Below are 14,765 nucleotides of genomic sequence, written 5' to 3'. Positions count from 1 at the left end.
ACACTGCGCGCCTGTTTTATTGCCGGTGGTACCCAAGTGGCTCAACACGCTGTTTATTTCCCTGATGCCTTTCTGACGCAAATGCGCGAAGCAATGCCTTCGACACTCTCTTTTGACGATTTCCTCGCCGCCTGCCAGCGCCCGTTACGTCGCAGCATTCGCGTGAATACGCTAAAAATTTCTGTGACCGACTTTCTTGCCCTGACGGCGCCCTATGGCTGGTCGCTGACGCCTGTTCCCTGGTGCGAGGAAGGTTTCTGGATCGAACGCGATGATGAAGAATCGTTGCCGCTGGGCAGCACCGCCGAACATCTGAGCGGCCTGTTTTATATTCAGGAAGCCAGCTCAATGTTGCCGGTCGCCGCGCTGTTTGCTGAAGGGAATACGCCGGAACGCATTATGGATGTTGCTGCCGCGCCGGGTTCGAAAACCACCCAGATTGCCGCGCGGATGAATAATCAGGGCGCCATTCTGGCGAATGAATTCTCCGCCAGCCGGGTCAAAGTGCTGCACGCCAACATCAGCCGCTGTGGGATCAGTAATGTTGCCCTAACCCATTTTGATGGCCGCGTCTTCGGCGCCGCGCTCCCGGAGACATTCGACGCTATCTTGCTGGACGCGCCCTGTTCAGGTGAAGGCGTGGTGCGCAAAGATCCCGATGCGCTTAAAAACTGGTCTGTCGAAAGCAACCTGGATATTGCCGCCACACAGCGGGAACTTATCGACAGCGCATTTCACGCTCTGCGCCCTGGCGGTACGCTGGTCTACTCCACCTGCACGCTAAATCGCGAGGAGAATGAGTCCGTCTGTTTGTGGCTGAAAGAGACCTACCCGGAAGCGGTTGAATTTCTGCCTTTAGGCGATCTGTTCCCGGAGGCGGAGCGCGCGCTGACGGCAGAGGGTTTTTTACACGTTTTCCCGCAGATTTACGACTGCGAAGGTTTCTTTGTCGCCCGTTTGCGTAAAACCGCAGCCATTCCCCCGCTTCCCGCGCCTGGCTATAAGGTCGGCAAGTTTCCGTTCGCGCCGATGAAGGGGCGTGAGGCGACGCAAATCACTCAGGCGGCTAACGCCAGTGGACTTCAGTGGGGAGAAAACCTGCACCTCTGGCAGCGAGATAAAGAGGTGTGGTTATTCCCGGCAGAGATTGAAGCGCTGATCGGAAAAGTCCGCTTTTCCCGCCTGGGCATAAAACTGGCGGAAAGCCATAATAAAGGTTATCGCTGGCAGCATGAAGCGGTGATCGCCCTCGCCGATCCACATCATGCCAACGCATTCGAGCTGTCTCATCAGGAGGCGGAAGAGTGGTATCGGGGGCGGGATGTCTACCCGCAAACCGCGCCGTCTGCCGATGATGTGCTGGTCACGTTCCAGCATCAGCCCATTGGTCTGGCGAAACGGATTGGTTCCCGGTTGAAGAACAGTTACCCACGCGAACTGGTTCGCGATGGCAAACTCTTTACCGGCAACGACTGAAAGCGGTCAAAAATAGCGCACTTTTTTACTGGCGCTTTTGCTGAAGTTGGCTACGCTGAAATTTGGGCGATCAAACTGGTCGTACCACAATCAGCGAACTAACGGAGAGCACGATGATGAAAACCAGTGTGCGCATTGGCGCTTTTGAAATCGACGATGCCGAGTTACATGGCGAATCGCCGGGGGACCGAACGTTAAGCATTCCCTGTAAATCCGACCCAGATTTATGTATGCAACTGGATGCCTGGGATGATGAAACCAGCATTCCCGCCATTTTAAACGGAGAGCACTCTGTTCTATTCCGCACCCGTTACGATCGTAAGTCCGATGCCTGGGTCATGCGTCTTGCCTGACTCAAAAAGAACCCGTCGCCAGACGGGTTATTTATTTCACCCTTTCCCCCTTGCGACAACCTCTCCTACACTATCGATACGGCAGGACAATTTGAGGATGGAATGTTCGCACTGGTACTTTTTGTTTGCTACCTGGACGGCGGCTGTGAGGACATTGTGGTGGATATCTACAATACTGAGCAGCAGTGCCTGTATTCGATGGACGACCAGCGGATTCGTCACGGCGGTTGTTTTCCGGTCGAAGACTTTATTGACGGCTTCTGGCTACCCGCTCGCCAGTACAGTGATTTTTAATTACTGAAGTTGAACCAACGTTAGTTCCCCGCCAAATACCGCGCCGGTATCAATATAGTGCAAATTATCGATATCAACGCGATGACGCAGCGGCGTATGACCAAACCAGAAGTGATCGGCCCCGGCAATGCCGTTTCCCTGACCCGCATGCCGCTCGCTCAACCGGGAACGACGCCATAGCACCTGGTGTAAATCCACCTCTTTTTGCCAGGCATAGACCTGATGCGGATAATCAGCATGCGCCACAACATGCATGCCGTTCTGGCAGTGCAATTCCAGAATCCAGGGTAAACGCTGACAGTCGTCGAGCGCTTTCCTCGCCAGGCGCTGCTGGTTTGCCGACAATGCGGCATACCAGTCGCCGCCGTTCATAAACCATAACGATAACTGCGAGGCGGCCAGCGCGTCTAACGCCATCTGCTCGTGATTCCCTCTGACGGCAACCACCCACCGTTTGTGCAGAAGTTCCAGACACCGCAAGCTGTCAGGCCCACGGTCGATCACATCCCCCACCGACACCAGCAGATCCTGCCACGGATCAAACCGACACTGTCGTAGTTTCTCCATCAACTGCGAAAAACAGCCGTGGAGGTCGCCGACAATCCAGACATGCCGCCACTGACTCCCCTCAATTTTCTGATAGACGTTTTCCGGCTGTTTCATTGGTTCACCATCAGTAAAAATGAACCTGACATACTTAACCATAGCAGGAAATCTTCAGTCGCAGGCCGCCTCTCCTGAGACCATTAATCATTTTTATAGCAATAATTTAACCTGCAATAATTCTTGTTGATTTCAATAAAATCATATAAATGCCAATTTATGTAAAAGTGTAATGATAATTATTTTTATTATCATTTTCATGCATTATCTTATTGACTTTGCTTTTTTTAACAAAGGAAGTTCGATAATGCGTATTAAACCTCTCGCTTCACTTGTCTTATCTTGTCTGGGCGCCACAAGTTTTAATGTTTTTGCAGAAGATGTCATGGTCGTCACCGCATCGGGATACGAGAAAAAGATCACCAATGCGGCAGCCAGTGTTTCTGTTATTTCACAACAAGAATTACAGACCAATAAATATAATGATCTTGGCGATGCTCTCAGGGCCGTTGAGGGAGTGGACGTTGAAAGCAGTACCGGAAAAACAGGGGGGCTTGAAATAAGTATTCGTGGGATGCCTGCCAGTTATACCCTTATTCTTATTGACGGTATTCGTCAGAATGGAACATCGGATGTAACACCGAATGGCTTTTCTGCAATGAATACCAGTTTTATGCCCCCACTTTCAGCCATTGAACGTATAGAGGTTATACGCGGGCCCATGTCTACACTTTATGGGTCAGACGCCATTGGCGGCGTGGTGAATATTATTACCAAAAAAAGCACCGATAAGTGGAGCACGGCCATTAATACGGGAGTGAACCTACAGGAAAGTAATAAATGGGGAAACAGCACAACCGCAAATTTCTGGTCAAGCGGTCCCCTGGTGCCTGGCTCGCTGGATATGCAGGTCCGTGGAAGCACAACCCAGCGACAAGGCTCCAGCATTACATCACTGAGCGACACCGCAGAAACACGCGTTCCTTATCCCACTGAGTCGCAAAACTACAACATCGGCGCGAGATTTGACTGGAAAGCCAGCGCAAACAATACGCTATGGATGGATCTCGACACATCCCGACAGCGTTATGATAACAGCGACGGTCAGCTTGGTAGCCTCACGGGCGGATATGATAAAACGCTCCGCTATGAGCGCAATAAAGTGACGTTAGGACATGACACCGCCTTAACGTTTGGTACATGGAAATCGTCTCTTAACTGGAATGAGACAGAAAACAAAGGACGGCAGCTGGTTTCCTCCGCTCTGACACCCGATCAAGCCTGGAGAGCGGGTGACGATCGTGAACTGAAAAATACCAATGTTATTCTCAACTCGGTGCTTCTCACGCCGCTGGGAGAATCACATTTACTGACGGTGGGTGGCGAATACTGGGACGCACGAATGAAAGATGGCGTCGTTCTGGCCAGTTCAGGTGAAAAGTTCCATCAAAAAAGCTGGGCGACTTACCTTGAAGATGAGTGGCATATTCTGGATTCTCTGGCGCTTACCGTAGGGAGTCGCTATGAACATAACGACGTATTCGGCGGTCATTTCAGTCCTCGTGGCTATCTGGTCTGGGATATGACAGATGAATGGACGCTCAAAGGGGGAATCACAACCGGTTATAAAGCGCCTTCTCTTAGCCAGTTACATAACGGCATCAGCGGTGTTTCTGGTCAGGGAACAATCAATACCGTCGGTAATCCAGATTTAAAACCTGAAGAAAGCACCAGTTATGAAACCGGACTTTATTACGATAATAGCAATGGGTTCAATGCCAATATAACCGGATTCTACACTGAATATCGCAATAAAATTGTTTCTTATTCGATTGATGACAATACCAGTAGCTATACCAATAGCGGAAAAGCGCGTACCGATGGTGTCGAATTTGCAACATCGTTCCCGCTCTGGTTGGATAATTTGAGTCTGTCGCTCAACTATACCTATACTCAGAGCAAACAGAAAGATGGAGATAATAAAGGCGCACCACTCAGCTATACACCAAAACATATGGCAAATGCCCGCGTTAACTGGCAGGCGACAGATGATTTAAATGCCTGGCTTAGCGCCCGCTATCGCGGTAAAGCGCCCCGCTTTACTCAAACCTATGACAATCTCAGTGCGGTACAGCAGAAAGTGTATGATGACAAAGGCGCAAATCTAAAAGCATGGACAGTGCTGGATATGGGGTTATCTTATAAACTGACTAAAGATTTAACCCTGAATACCGCCGTCAATAACGTACTGGATAAAGACTTTAGCGACGTCAAATTATATCAATCTGGCCGTTCCAGCACCTATGCCGGTGATTATTTCCAGACAGCGCAGTCAACGACCGGATACGTTATTCCAGGTCGCAACTACTGGATGTCTTTAAACTATCAGTTCTAATAATACAGCAAGCGTCCATACACTCCGTATGCGGCGCTTGCTTATCTTTTTGTGAGTATAAACAGCCCAAAAACACACGGATATTAATTAATAAATATCTACCCTCACAATATGAATTACCCAATAAAATCAATCTGATTATCATTATCGCACATCTTGAAAAGATTCCAGGCATTAAAAAATAGAGAATAGTCACTGAACAACCCCACTCTTCAATGTGGTATCGCTGAGGCATTCTTTGTTGCGACGCAATTCACAACCAGGAAACCTCGCCGTCATCACCGTTGATTTCATTGATGTAAATCAATTCCCTTCATGCGTAGTTACGCGAAAGTAACAGTGATGTGAATTAGTTGCGAGAAGCACCTTATGTCGATAAAGAACTTTACAGGCAAAACAGTGATAAAAAACATCCGTTTTTCATACAGTTTGCTGAAACAAATAGAGCAAGTGATGGCGAAGGAAAAAACCAGCAATTTTTCTGCATGGGTAAAAGAAGCATGTCGTGAAAAAGCCCTGAATTCCAGTACGCCCAAAGACGTAAATAGAAACAAAAATTAACTCTTTATAGCTACGACCAAAATGAAAAGATGCTTATTTATTAGTAAATACACCTTTATCCTGATATCTATTGGGAATGTTATCTATTTCATTTTGAATTATCACGCATTAGACGCGGTGTTGATCATACTGTTTTATGTCGCTCTGATTTTTACCCCCGTCATTCTCATCCTGCGCGCCTTCTGTGCACAGCATGAGTAACTCATCGAGCATGATTCATAAACGTTCATCCATGTAAACCTGGCTTCACACGGCACTCTGACGCACAAAAATTAACATACCAATCAAAAAACCCTGGACGCACTCGGTACAGAGTATGTTATGGTTTGGACAGGATATGGAAAATTCGAGTAACTTTCGTGTGGTTTCGGGTTAGTATCTGAAAACACACTTCAAAACAAACAGATAAAAAGAGACCGAATACGATTCCTGTATTCGGTCCAGGGAAATGGCTCTTGGGAGAGAGCCGTGCGCTAAAAGTTGGCATTAATGCAGGCTAAGTCGCCTTGCCCTTTAAGAATAGATGACGACGCCAGGTTTTCCAGTCCACGACGAAAGTGGCCGGTAAAAAACGACCGTTGTCAGCCGCAACAACGAAAAAACCGCAAGTTCCTCTGCATGAGGCTTGCGGTTTTTTATTGGAAATCAGAAAGATACTTCTGGTAATTAGCAGAGCTTTTCCGCGCGTTCAATAAACGGTGCCAGGCTCATTTTTTCACCCGGTTTTGCCGGATCGTCAATCTGAATGACGGTGATAGCCTGCGCGTTGGTTTTGCCGCTTGCAACTTGCTGCTCTGCAACATCGTTCAGCGGGTATTGCACCAGCGTGCTCGGGTTGATGACATACAGGGCATGGCCCGGTCGGCAGGTTAGCATCACCTCTTCGCGGTTAAACGCCCACTTGTCTTTACCCACTTCAAAGCGGCTCACGGTGATAACCTGAGGCGCCGCCAGCGCAGCGCCTGAACTTGCCAACAAGAGCAGAGAGAGAATCATTTTTTTCATGAGTTTTGCCAGTCCATCAGAAGGGTTCCAGGGTTGCGAACAGGCTGACAATCGCCAGCACAACGGCTCCAATTCCCCATTCAATCTGAGTCATCCAGATAAACCAGAGATTCGCGCGGCGATTTTCCTGCCGCATACGTGGTACGAGAACATACCGGTTCGTTAGCGCAATTGCCACCATTAGCAGGACAAGGACACATTTTAACAAAAGAAACTGCCCGTACGCGATATGCCAGGGGGCGGAAAACCCCGTAATAAAAAGCACATTTGCGATGCCGGTGCACAATACGCCCGCGACAAACAGATGACCATAGCGGGAGAAACGCATCATTGTTTCGATGGCCTGTTGTCGCCAGCGGCCTTGCGCCATACGCATACAGTAGATAACCGGCAGCAGGCCGCCAAACCAGGCCGCAGCGCACACCAGATGAGTCGCATGGTTAATCTGCTGTACCGCGCCCACCACGCCATCATTCAGCGTGGCGTGGCCAACGCCTGCCAGCAACATAAACTGGGCAATCATCAGGATGAGCAGCAGACGCGGTAAATTTCTCGGCACAACCAGCGTCATGACCAACGTGACAAGCGCGAGAATAATCTGCCACAGCCATACGCCGCCAAATTGAGTCTGTAAAACCGCGCCCCATATCGAAACCGAGATTACGTCCTGCCAGCCCGCCCCCATTAGTCCACCCTGGATCGCCAGCATCAGCGTCGCGCTGACAAAGCTCCACACGGCAGCGTGCTGTTGCAGGCGCAGAAAGCGGCGCGTCATCAGGCGACGAACAGAAACCGGCGCCAGCCACGCGCCATATAACGCGCAGCCAAACACCAGCATCATGGCGCTAAAATGGATAAAGCGAAGCGCTACCCAGGTAAACGTCAGCATGATTACTTCACGCTAAAGGTGTATTGCCCTTTTGTCTTATGACCGTCAACCGACACCACATGCCAGTTAACCGTATAGGTTCCGGGATTAAGCGTCTGATCCAGAGGAATAATGAGCTGTTTCGCATCCTGCTCATTGCGCTTCGCAGGCCGCGTTTTGATGCTTTCCTGCTTTGGCCCGGTCAGCGTCGCCCCGCTGAAGCCAGGCTCAATGCCTTCGGAGAAATTCAGCGTCAATGCCTGCGGCGCGGCAGTCACCTCAGCGTCAGCCGCCGGGTATTGGTGCGTCAGATGCGCATGTGCCCAGGCCGCAGGCGCCGCCAGCGTTGAGGCGAGGAAAAGGAGAGCATAGCGCAAAGAAGGTGCAGTAGAAGCCATATCAATTATTCCTTTTTGTTATGTCTGATTTACAGAGAATAACCTTCTATAATGGTCGAGTCGAGAATCATCATTTCCGGCTTGCCATTGAGGCGCACTCTTAGTAACTTTTGCGCGCCATTGATGATAAGGAGAAGCGTATGCAAACGAACCTGGCTCAACTTGAACAAGCTGACATGGATAAGATCAACGTTGACCTGGCCGCAGCCGGTGTGGCGTTTAAAGAGCGTTACAATATGCCCGTCGTGGCAGAAGTCGTTGAACGTGAACAGCCAGAACACCTGCGCGAATGGTTTCGTGAACGTCTGATTGCCCACCGTCTGGCGTCGGTTTCCCTGTCACGCTTACCTTACGAACCTAAAGTTAAATAAACTTATATAGCGTTACACTTCCTTACACATGAGTTGCTACAGTATAAGTACATTCTTAAACTAAGATTTAAGGATGATTGTAGACACTATGAAAAGGAAATCATTATGTCACACTGGAAAATCGCGGCGGCGCAGTATGAACCACCTCGCGCCACGCTGGCAGAACATGTCGCGCACCATCTGCAATTTGTTGAGATTGCTGCCAGCCAGCAATGCGAACTCCTGGTATTCCCTTCCCTGTCGTTAACCGGATGCAACGATACGGCGCAGGCGCTCCCTGTCCCGCCCGATGAGTCCTTATTACAGCCGCTTGCTTATGCGGCATCCGCGTACCGCATGACGATTATTGCCGGGCTGCCGGTTGAGCATAACGGCCAGTTAGTCAGAGGCATTGCCATTTTCGCCCCCTGGGTGACATCGCCGCTGATCTTTCATCAAAGCCACGGCGCCTGCGTGGCCCGCCACCGGAAAACGATAAGCGTGATGGATGAGCAGCCGGAAGGCATTGATATCGATCCCGCCTTTTCGTTATTCACCACCAGCCAGTGCGTCAGCGAACATGATTTATTTACCTCCACCTCCCGGCTACAACGTTTTTCGCATCGCTTCGCCATTGCCGTGTTGATGGCAAACGCCGGAGGCAGCAGCGCGCTATGGGATGAAAGCGGCCAGCTCATTGTCCGCGCGGACAGCGGTTCTCTGCTGTTAACAGGTCAGCATACGACACGGGGTTGGCAAGGCGATATCATTCCATTACGCTAGGTGTTTTCGGTCGGGAGCACCCCATGTTGCGAGTTATAGATACGGAAACCTGCGGACTACAGGGCGGGATTGTTGAGATTGCCTCTGTCGATGTGGTGGCGGGGAGAATTGTCAATCCAATGAGCCATCTGGTTCGTCCCGACCGCCCCATCAGTCCGCAGGCGATGGCGATTCACCGTATCAGTGAATCGATGGTTGCCGATAAACCCTGGATCGAAGATATCATTCCGCTCTATCACGGAAGCGAATGGTATGTCGCGCATAACGCCAGTTTCGACCGGCGTGTACTGCCAGAGATGCCGGGAGAGTGGATCTGTACCATGAAGCTGTCCCGCCGGTTATGGCCGGGGATCAAATACAGCAACATGGCGCTCTACAAATCCCGTAAGCTAAGCGTGCAAACACCGCCCGGCCTTCATCATCACCGCGCATTGTATGACTGCTACATCACGGCGGCATTGCTGATCGATATTATGAACACGTCAGGCTGGACGGCGGAACAAATGGTCGACATTACCGGACGCCCGGCTCTGTTAACGACATTTACGTTTGGCAAATATCGCGGCAAAGCCGTTTCTGAAGTCGCCGAGCGCGATCCGGGCTATCTGCGCTGGTTATTTAATAACCTTGACAACATGAGCCCGGAGCTTCGTTTAACGCTTAAACACTATCTGAGCGACGCCTGAGCGCCTGCCTGCCCTGGCAACGTGCCCTGAGCGAGGCCAATCAGAAAAGCGAATTCCAGCGCCACTCCCTCATACGCTTTAAAACGCCCGGACTTCCCGCCATGCCCGGAATCCATATCCGTACACAGCAACAGCAGGTGGTCATCCGTTTTCAGTTCGCGCAGTTTAGCGACCCATTTGGCGGGTTCCCAGTATTGCACCTGCGAATCATGTAACCCGGTGGTAACCAGAAGATGCGGATAGTCCTGCGCGGTGACGTTGTCGTACGGACTGTAGCTTTTCATATACGCGTAGTATTCCGCATCCTGCGGATTTCCCCACTCTTCGAACTCTCCCGTGGTTAAAGGGATAGATTCATCAAGCATTGTCGTCAGGACGTCAACAAACGGCACCTGCGCGATGACGCCATGAAAAAGTTCAGGACGTTCGTTAATCGCGACGCCCATCAACATGCCGCCCGCGCTGCCGCCCATGCCATAGCAAAATGAAGGCGAGCCGTAGCCCAGTTTCAGCAACGCGTCGCAGGCATCAAGATAGTCATTAAACGTATTTTTCTTTTTCAGAAACTTACCGTCTTCATACCACTGATGACCTAACTCACCGCCGCCGCGAACATGCACGATGGCGTAAACAAACCCGCGATCCAGCAAACTTAACCGACTGCTGCTGAAATCAGCATCCATGCTGGCGCCATAGGAACCGTAGCCGTAGACAAGCAGTGGATTTTGCCCCTTGCGGAAATGTTTTCGATGGTAAACCAGCGAAACCGGAACCTCTACGCCATCCCGGGCGACAATCCACAGGTGCTCGCTCTGATAATTCACAGCGTCAAATCCCGGCACATCCGTTTGTTTGAGCACGCGCCGCTCGCCGGTATCCATGTCCAGCTCAAACAAGGTGTCCGGCGTCGTCATCGATGAATAACCATAACGTAAGCGGGACGTTTCCGGTTCAGGGTTATAGGCAAGCCAGGTGACGTAGGCCGGATCGTCGAACGCAATCCCCGTAACTTCACGCGTTTTACGGTTAATCTGCCGCAGGCTGGTCAAACCACGCTGGCGTTCTTCCACCACCAGCCAGTCAGTAAAAAGGGTAAACCCTTCCAGCATGATGCTCTCGCGCGGCGCAATCAGCTCTTCCCAGGCGTTTTCATCACGTACCCGGCTGCGATACAGACCAAAGTTTTTTCCGTGGCGATTGGAACGCAGATAAAACTTATGCTGGTAATGATCGAGACTGTATTCATGATCTTTACGCCGCGGTAAAAACGAGAAGGGTTCCGCATCGGCCAGTTCAGCATCCAGCAACAGCACTTCACTGGTGGTCGCACTGGCGAGATGGATCACCACATAATGCTGAGAGGTGGTTTTGTGCAAACTGACGTAAAAAGCGTCGTCCTTTTCTTCATAGACCAGTTGATCCTGCGTGGCCGGCGTACCCACGGTATGGCGCCATACCTGGTAAGGCAGCAACGTGGTGCCGTGTTTACGCACGTAGTAAAGCGTCAGCGAATCATTCGCCCAGACAAACTCTGGCGCCACGTTATCCAGCAGTTCCGGGTACCAGTTACCGCTTTCAAGATTACGAAAACGCAGCCCATACTGACGACGGGAAAGATAATCTTCCGCCAGCGCCATGATGGTGTTGTCCGGCGTAATGGCCATTCCACCGAGGGTATAAAACTCGCTGTGGGCTGCTCGCTGATTCGCATCCAGCAATAAATCCCACGCATCCGACTCTTCACTTCGCGCCGGCTGGCGTTGGTAAATAGCATATTCACACCCTGGCTCATAAATCTGCCGGTAGCGATAACCATTTTTGACGTAAGGTGCGGAAACATCTCTGGGCGGAATGCGATCGATAATCTCTTTCAGCACGCGATCCTGTAACGCCTGCTGTGACGCCATGACCTGATGTCCATAGGCGTTTTCCTGATGCAGATAGTCAAGGACATCAGGCTGCGAGCGGGAGTCGTCTCGCAGCCAATAATAGTTATCGACACGGGTGTCGCCATGCAACGTCATGGTGTGCGGAATACGGGTGGCTTTTGGTAGCATGTCTTTGTTCTTTTGTCTTTAAACACCCTATAAGGGTGGCAAAAGTCACGCACGATGCAAGCGAAACATGCTATGCAGGGGATTACGTTAGCCTGGCAGAGCCTGTTTTTGCTGTTGCAGATCCTGCTCGATGCCATCCCGCACATCCTGAGGAATTTTCAGCGCATCGCCCAACGCATTCAGATAACTGCGCTCCATAAAATGGTCGATATCAATGGCGGCACAGCTCAGGAAGTAAATTTCCAGCGCCTCTTCCTCATTACGGATGCCTTGCGCCAGACGCTGCGGATCGAGCGGCTGTTCAATCGCCTGTTCGATAAGCACACGTCCCTGCTCCTCCACCCCGGCTTCACGCAACTGGCGTTCGATGGCTGCACGCTCCTGGCTATCGATATGCCCGTCGCTTTTCGCCGCAAACACCAGGGCGAGGATCAACCGCTCGGTTCGTTGGTCCAGCGGCGTACTCTGCGCGCCGAATTGCGGCTCATCCTGATGCGCAGCACGTACCCTCTCTTTGTATTTGTTCCATAAGACGGTGCCTGCCACCGCGCCGCCGCCAACCAACAGGGCGCTGGTGCCATATTTAGTCAGTAACTTACGGGAAGATTTATTGGCGACCAGTAAACCGGCCAGACCGCCTAACGCGCCGGGAACCAGCAGTTTACTCAACCCTTGTTCGCCTGAAGAAGATGCAGAGGCTCCGTTTTGCCCGAGAAGAGATTGTAATTGGTTTAGCCAGTTAGCCATTTTACCCCTCAAATACAAACGATGAATCGTCAAAGCGTACTTGAGGGGATGTCAGGAAGTGTCTAATTCAGCAAAAGATGCGCAAATTTGCCATTAGCGGGGCTGGTATTCCGCGGTTCCGGCTTTGCAATCAACCTTTACCAGATAATGAAGATCGGCACTTTTCCCGCGAACAGTCAGAGGAACCGTCCAGTTACCCTCTTTGCCGGTAATATCCTGAGTGTTGACCCACACCACCGGATTCGCCTGTCCGACCTTTTTTTGGTCATCAGCCCAACGTACGATACGGTTTTGCTGATAATCGCGCTTTACGCTGGCGGCGATCCCATCAGCGTTCAGCCCTTCACAGGTCGGGAATTTCACCGATTTGCTGGCCGTATCGGCAGCGAAGACCGATACGCTGGCGGACAACAACAGCAGGCTCAACAGCGCTCCTCTTTTTTTATTCATACTTTTCTCCTTATATCTCCTTCGTCTTTCAGGCTGCATGTTTGCAACGCGAAATCCACGGGCATAGCACAATGATTCAGGAAAAAGCATGGTACAAAACGTCAGGAGCGCAAGTCAGACTCAGGCTGCTTGCGTGTCATCCTCCGTCGTCGCATCGCTTTTAACCACCTGCGGCGACGGCAATTTGCCGGTTTTCAGGATCGTGCTCAATACGTCTTTTTGTTCAGCCAGCCACAGAGAAAGCGCTTCGCGCTGTTCGTCTTCCATCGCTACCGGAGACTGCTCAAGCCATGTGTCGAGCAGGTCTGCCGTATCAAGCATTTTGTCATACGCATCGGCGTCCTTTTTGCTGGTAAACGACATTTTTTCCTCACCTTCCCGAATGACCACGTATTTAACTTCAACCGCCATTTTTGCAGCCTCTCAATTACCTGTAATTATGTACAGTATATTACTTTTCAGTAATGAAATCAACCTGGCAATAAAGACAGACGCAAACGTTTTCGTATATACTGCGCCCAGTTAAATCAGGGGATATATTTTATGACGTTATTAGGCACCGCGCTGCGTCCGGCGGCTACGCGCGTAATGTTATTGGGTTCAGGCGAACTGGGAAAAGAAGTGGCGATCGAATGCCAACGCCTGGGTGTGGAAGTTATCGCGGTGGATCGCTACCCGGATGCGCCTGCGATGCACGTCGCCCACCGTTCACACGTCATCAATATGCTGGATGGCGAAGCGCTGCGCCGCGTGGTTGAACGCGAAAAGCCGCATTTCATTGTGCCGGAAATTGAAGCTATCGCGACGGACATGCTGGTAGAGCTGGAGCAGGAAGGACTGAATGTGGTGCCTTGCGCCCGGGCGACGCAACTGACGATGAACCGTGAAGGCATCCGTCGTCTGGCGGCAGAAGAGCTGGCGTTGCCGACCTCTTCTTTCCGATTTGCCGACAGCGAAGAACGCTTTCGCGAGGCGGTGGCGGAGATCGGTTTTCCCTGCATCGTGAAGCCGGTGATGAGCTCTTCCGGTAAAGGGCAGAGTTTCATCCGCAGCGCCGACCAACTGTCGCAGGCATGGGAATATGCCCAACAGGGCGGCCGCGCTGGCGCAGGGCGCGTGATTGTCGAAGGCGTGGTTAAATTCGATTTTGAAATCACTCTGCTGACCGTCAGCGCCATAGACGGCGTCCATTTTTGCGCCCCTGTCGGCCATCGTCAGGAAGACGGCGATTATCGTGAATCCTGGCAACCGCAGCAGATGAGCGATCTGGCGCTGGCACGCGCGCAGGAGATCGCCCGCAAGGTTGTTCTGGCGTTAGGCGGCTATGGGTTATTTGGCGTCGAGCTTTTTGTCTGCGGCGATGAGGTGGTCTTTAGCGAAGTCTCCCCGCGACCGCATGATACCGGCATGGTGACGTTGATTTCGCAAGATCTGTCAGAGTTTGCCCTGCACGTTCGCGCTTTCCTCGGCCTGCCCGTGGGCAAAATTCGTCAGTATGGCCCTGCCGCGTCCGCCGTTATTTTACCGACGCTTACCAGCCAGAATGTAACGTTTGATAATGTACAAGCGGCCGTCGGAGCGGGTTTACAGGTGCGGTTCTTCGGCAAGCCGGACATCGACGGAACTCGTCGGTTAGGCGTCGCGCTGGCGACAGCGGAACGCGTTGAAGAGGCCGTTGAGCGTGCAAAATACGCGGCGGCACAGGTGAAAGTCGCGGGGTAAAAAAATGCCGGATGGCG

General features: G+C 51.5%; 17 protein-coding genes. 9 read left to right on the top strand and 8 right to left on the bottom strand.

Features of this window, described 5'->3' with window-relative positions; genetic code table 11:
- The first annotated feature begins 36 nt into the window (after positions 1-36).
- The 3 genes from rsmF to OGV83_RS13725 all read left to right on the top strand — a co-directional run bounded on the left by rsmF (position 37) and on the right by OGV83_RS13725 (position 2,123).
- Positions 37-1,476 carry a 16S rRNA (cytosine(1407)-C(5))-methyltransferase RsmF gene (rsmF, locus tag OGV83_RS13735; protein ID WP_115181545.1) on the top strand — a complete coding sequence of 480 codons (1,440 nt, stop codon included), beginning with the start codon at positions 37-39 and terminating at the stop codon, positions 1,474-1,476.
- A gap of 116 nt (positions 1,477-1,592) precedes the next feature.
- Positions 1,593-1,829 carry a YebV family protein gene (locus OGV83_RS13730; protein WP_024130262.1) on the top strand — a complete coding sequence of 79 codons (237 nt, stop codon included), beginning with the start codon at positions 1,593-1,595 and terminating at the stop codon, positions 1,827-1,829.
- Between the two features lie 102 nt (positions 1,830-1,931).
- Entirely contained in the window at positions 1,932-2,123 is a 192-nt protein-coding gene (locus OGV83_RS13725; RefSeq protein ID WP_012132031.1) for a YdfD/YebW family protein, read from the top strand.
- Here OGV83_RS13725 and pphA read toward each other — a convergent pair whose 3' ends face one another.
- Positions 2,124-2,786 carry a protein-serine/threonine phosphatase gene (gene pphA, locus OGV83_RS13720; protein ID WP_047464032.1) on the bottom strand — a complete coding sequence of 221 codons (663 nt, stop codon included), beginning with the start codon at positions 2,784-2,786 and terminating at the stop codon, positions 2,124-2,126.
- Between the two features lie 247 nt (positions 2,787-3,033).
- Here pphA and OGV83_RS13715 point away from each other — a divergent pair, with 247 nt between their 5' ends.
- The gene (locus OGV83_RS13715) at positions 3,034-5,121 is read left to right on the top strand and encodes a TonB-dependent receptor (protein ID WP_200096870.1); all 2,088 of its coding nucleotides are present in this window, start codon (positions 3,034-3,036) and stop codon (positions 5,119-5,121) included.
- A 369-nt stretch (positions 5,122-5,490) separates the two neighbouring features.
- Positions 5,491-5,682, top strand: coding sequence for a YlcI/YnfO family protein (locus OGV83_RS13710; RefSeq protein WP_012132027.1), 192 nt, complete (start codon positions 5,491-5,493; stop codon positions 5,680-5,682).
- A gap of 666 nt (positions 5,683-6,348) precedes the next feature.
- Here OGV83_RS13710 and OGV83_RS13705 read toward each other — a convergent pair.
- From OGV83_RS13705 to yobA, 3 genes are read right to left on the bottom strand one after another with little or no spacing between them, the layout of a single operon-like run.
- Positions 6,349-6,687 (bottom strand): YebY family protein, encoded by a 339-nt coding sequence (locus OGV83_RS13705; protein WP_012132024.1) that lies wholly within the window; start codon positions 6,685-6,687, stop codon positions 6,349-6,351.
- Between the two features lie 16 nt (positions 6,688-6,703).
- Positions 6,704-7,579 carry a copper homeostasis membrane protein CopD gene (gene copD / locus OGV83_RS13700; protein ID WP_286464008.1) on the bottom strand — a complete coding sequence of 292 codons (876 nt, stop codon included), beginning with the start codon at positions 7,577-7,579 and terminating at the stop codon, positions 6,704-6,706.
- On the bottom strand, positions 7,579-7,953 hold the full coding sequence (gene yobA, locus OGV83_RS13695; RefSeq protein WP_012132022.1) for a CopC domain-containing protein YobA: 375 nt from the start codon (positions 7,951-7,953) through the stop codon (positions 7,579-7,581). Before yobA ends, copD begins: the two co-directional genes overlap by 1 nt.
- Before the next feature lie 140 nt (positions 7,954-8,093).
- Between yobA and OGV83_RS13690 the strand changes: the two genes are divergently transcribed.
- The 3 genes from OGV83_RS13690 (at position 8,094) to exoX (ending at position 9,772) form a co-directional block, all read left to right on the top strand.
- Positions 8,094-8,324, top strand: a complete 231-nt coding sequence (locus tag OGV83_RS13690) for a DNA polymerase III subunit theta (RefSeq protein WP_024130259.1) — start codon at positions 8,094-8,096, stop codon at positions 8,322-8,324.
- A gap of 105 nt (positions 8,325-8,429) precedes the next feature.
- Positions 8,430-9,086: a carbon-nitrogen hydrolase family protein gene (locus OGV83_RS13685; RefSeq protein WP_024130258.1), complete on the top strand. Its 657-nt coding sequence runs from the start codon at positions 8,430-8,432 to the stop codon at positions 9,084-9,086.
- Positions 9,087-9,109: 23 nt separating this feature from the next.
- Positions 9,110-9,772 (top strand): exodeoxyribonuclease X, encoded by a 663-nt coding sequence (gene exoX, locus OGV83_RS13680; protein WP_012132019.1) that lies wholly within the window; start codon positions 9,110-9,112, stop codon positions 9,770-9,772.
- Here the strand turns inward: exoX and ptrB are convergent.
- From ptrB to yebG, 4 genes are all read right to left on the bottom strand, one after another.
- Entirely contained in the window at positions 9,754-11,829 is a 2,076-nt protein-coding gene (gene ptrB, locus OGV83_RS13675) for an oligopeptidase B (protein ID WP_200023442.1), read from the bottom strand. The two genes, exoX and ptrB, sit on opposite strands and share 19 nt — an antisense overlap.
- An 87-nt stretch (positions 11,830-11,916) precedes the next feature.
- Positions 11,917-12,576, bottom strand: coding sequence for a tellurite resistance TerB family protein (locus OGV83_RS13670; protein ID WP_058669276.1), 660 nt, complete (start codon positions 12,574-12,576; stop codon positions 11,917-11,919).
- 93 nt (positions 12,577-12,669) lie between these two features.
- Positions 12,670-13,026: a protein YebF gene (gene yebF / locus OGV83_RS13665; RefSeq protein WP_047463192.1), complete on the bottom strand. Its 357-nt coding sequence runs from the start codon at positions 13,024-13,026 to the stop codon at positions 12,670-12,672.
- A 120-nt stretch (positions 13,027-13,146) separates the two neighbouring features.
- Positions 13,147-13,437, bottom strand: a complete 291-nt coding sequence (yebG, locus tag OGV83_RS13660; protein ID WP_012132015.1) for a DNA damage-inducible protein YebG — start codon at positions 13,435-13,437, stop codon at positions 13,147-13,149.
- 132 nt (positions 13,438-13,569) lie between these two features.
- On the opposite strand from yebG, the gene purT reads away from it, so the two are divergent.
- Complete coding sequence (gene purT / locus OGV83_RS13655; RefSeq protein ID WP_286463809.1) at positions 13,570-14,748, top strand: formate-dependent phosphoribosylglycinamide formyltransferase; 1,179 nt, start codon at positions 13,570-13,572, stop codon at positions 14,746-14,748.
- The last annotated feature ends 17 nt before the right edge of the window (positions 14,749-14,765 follow it).

Origin of the sequence: Citrobacter sp. CK189, assembly GCF_030333505.1 — a bacterium.
Taxonomy (GTDB): domain Bacteria; phylum Pseudomonadota; class Gammaproteobacteria; order Enterobacterales; family Enterobacteriaceae; genus Citrobacter_B; species Citrobacter_B koseri.
Note: the sequence above shows the minus strand (reverse complement) of the source record. Positions and strands in the feature narration are given on the sequence as shown.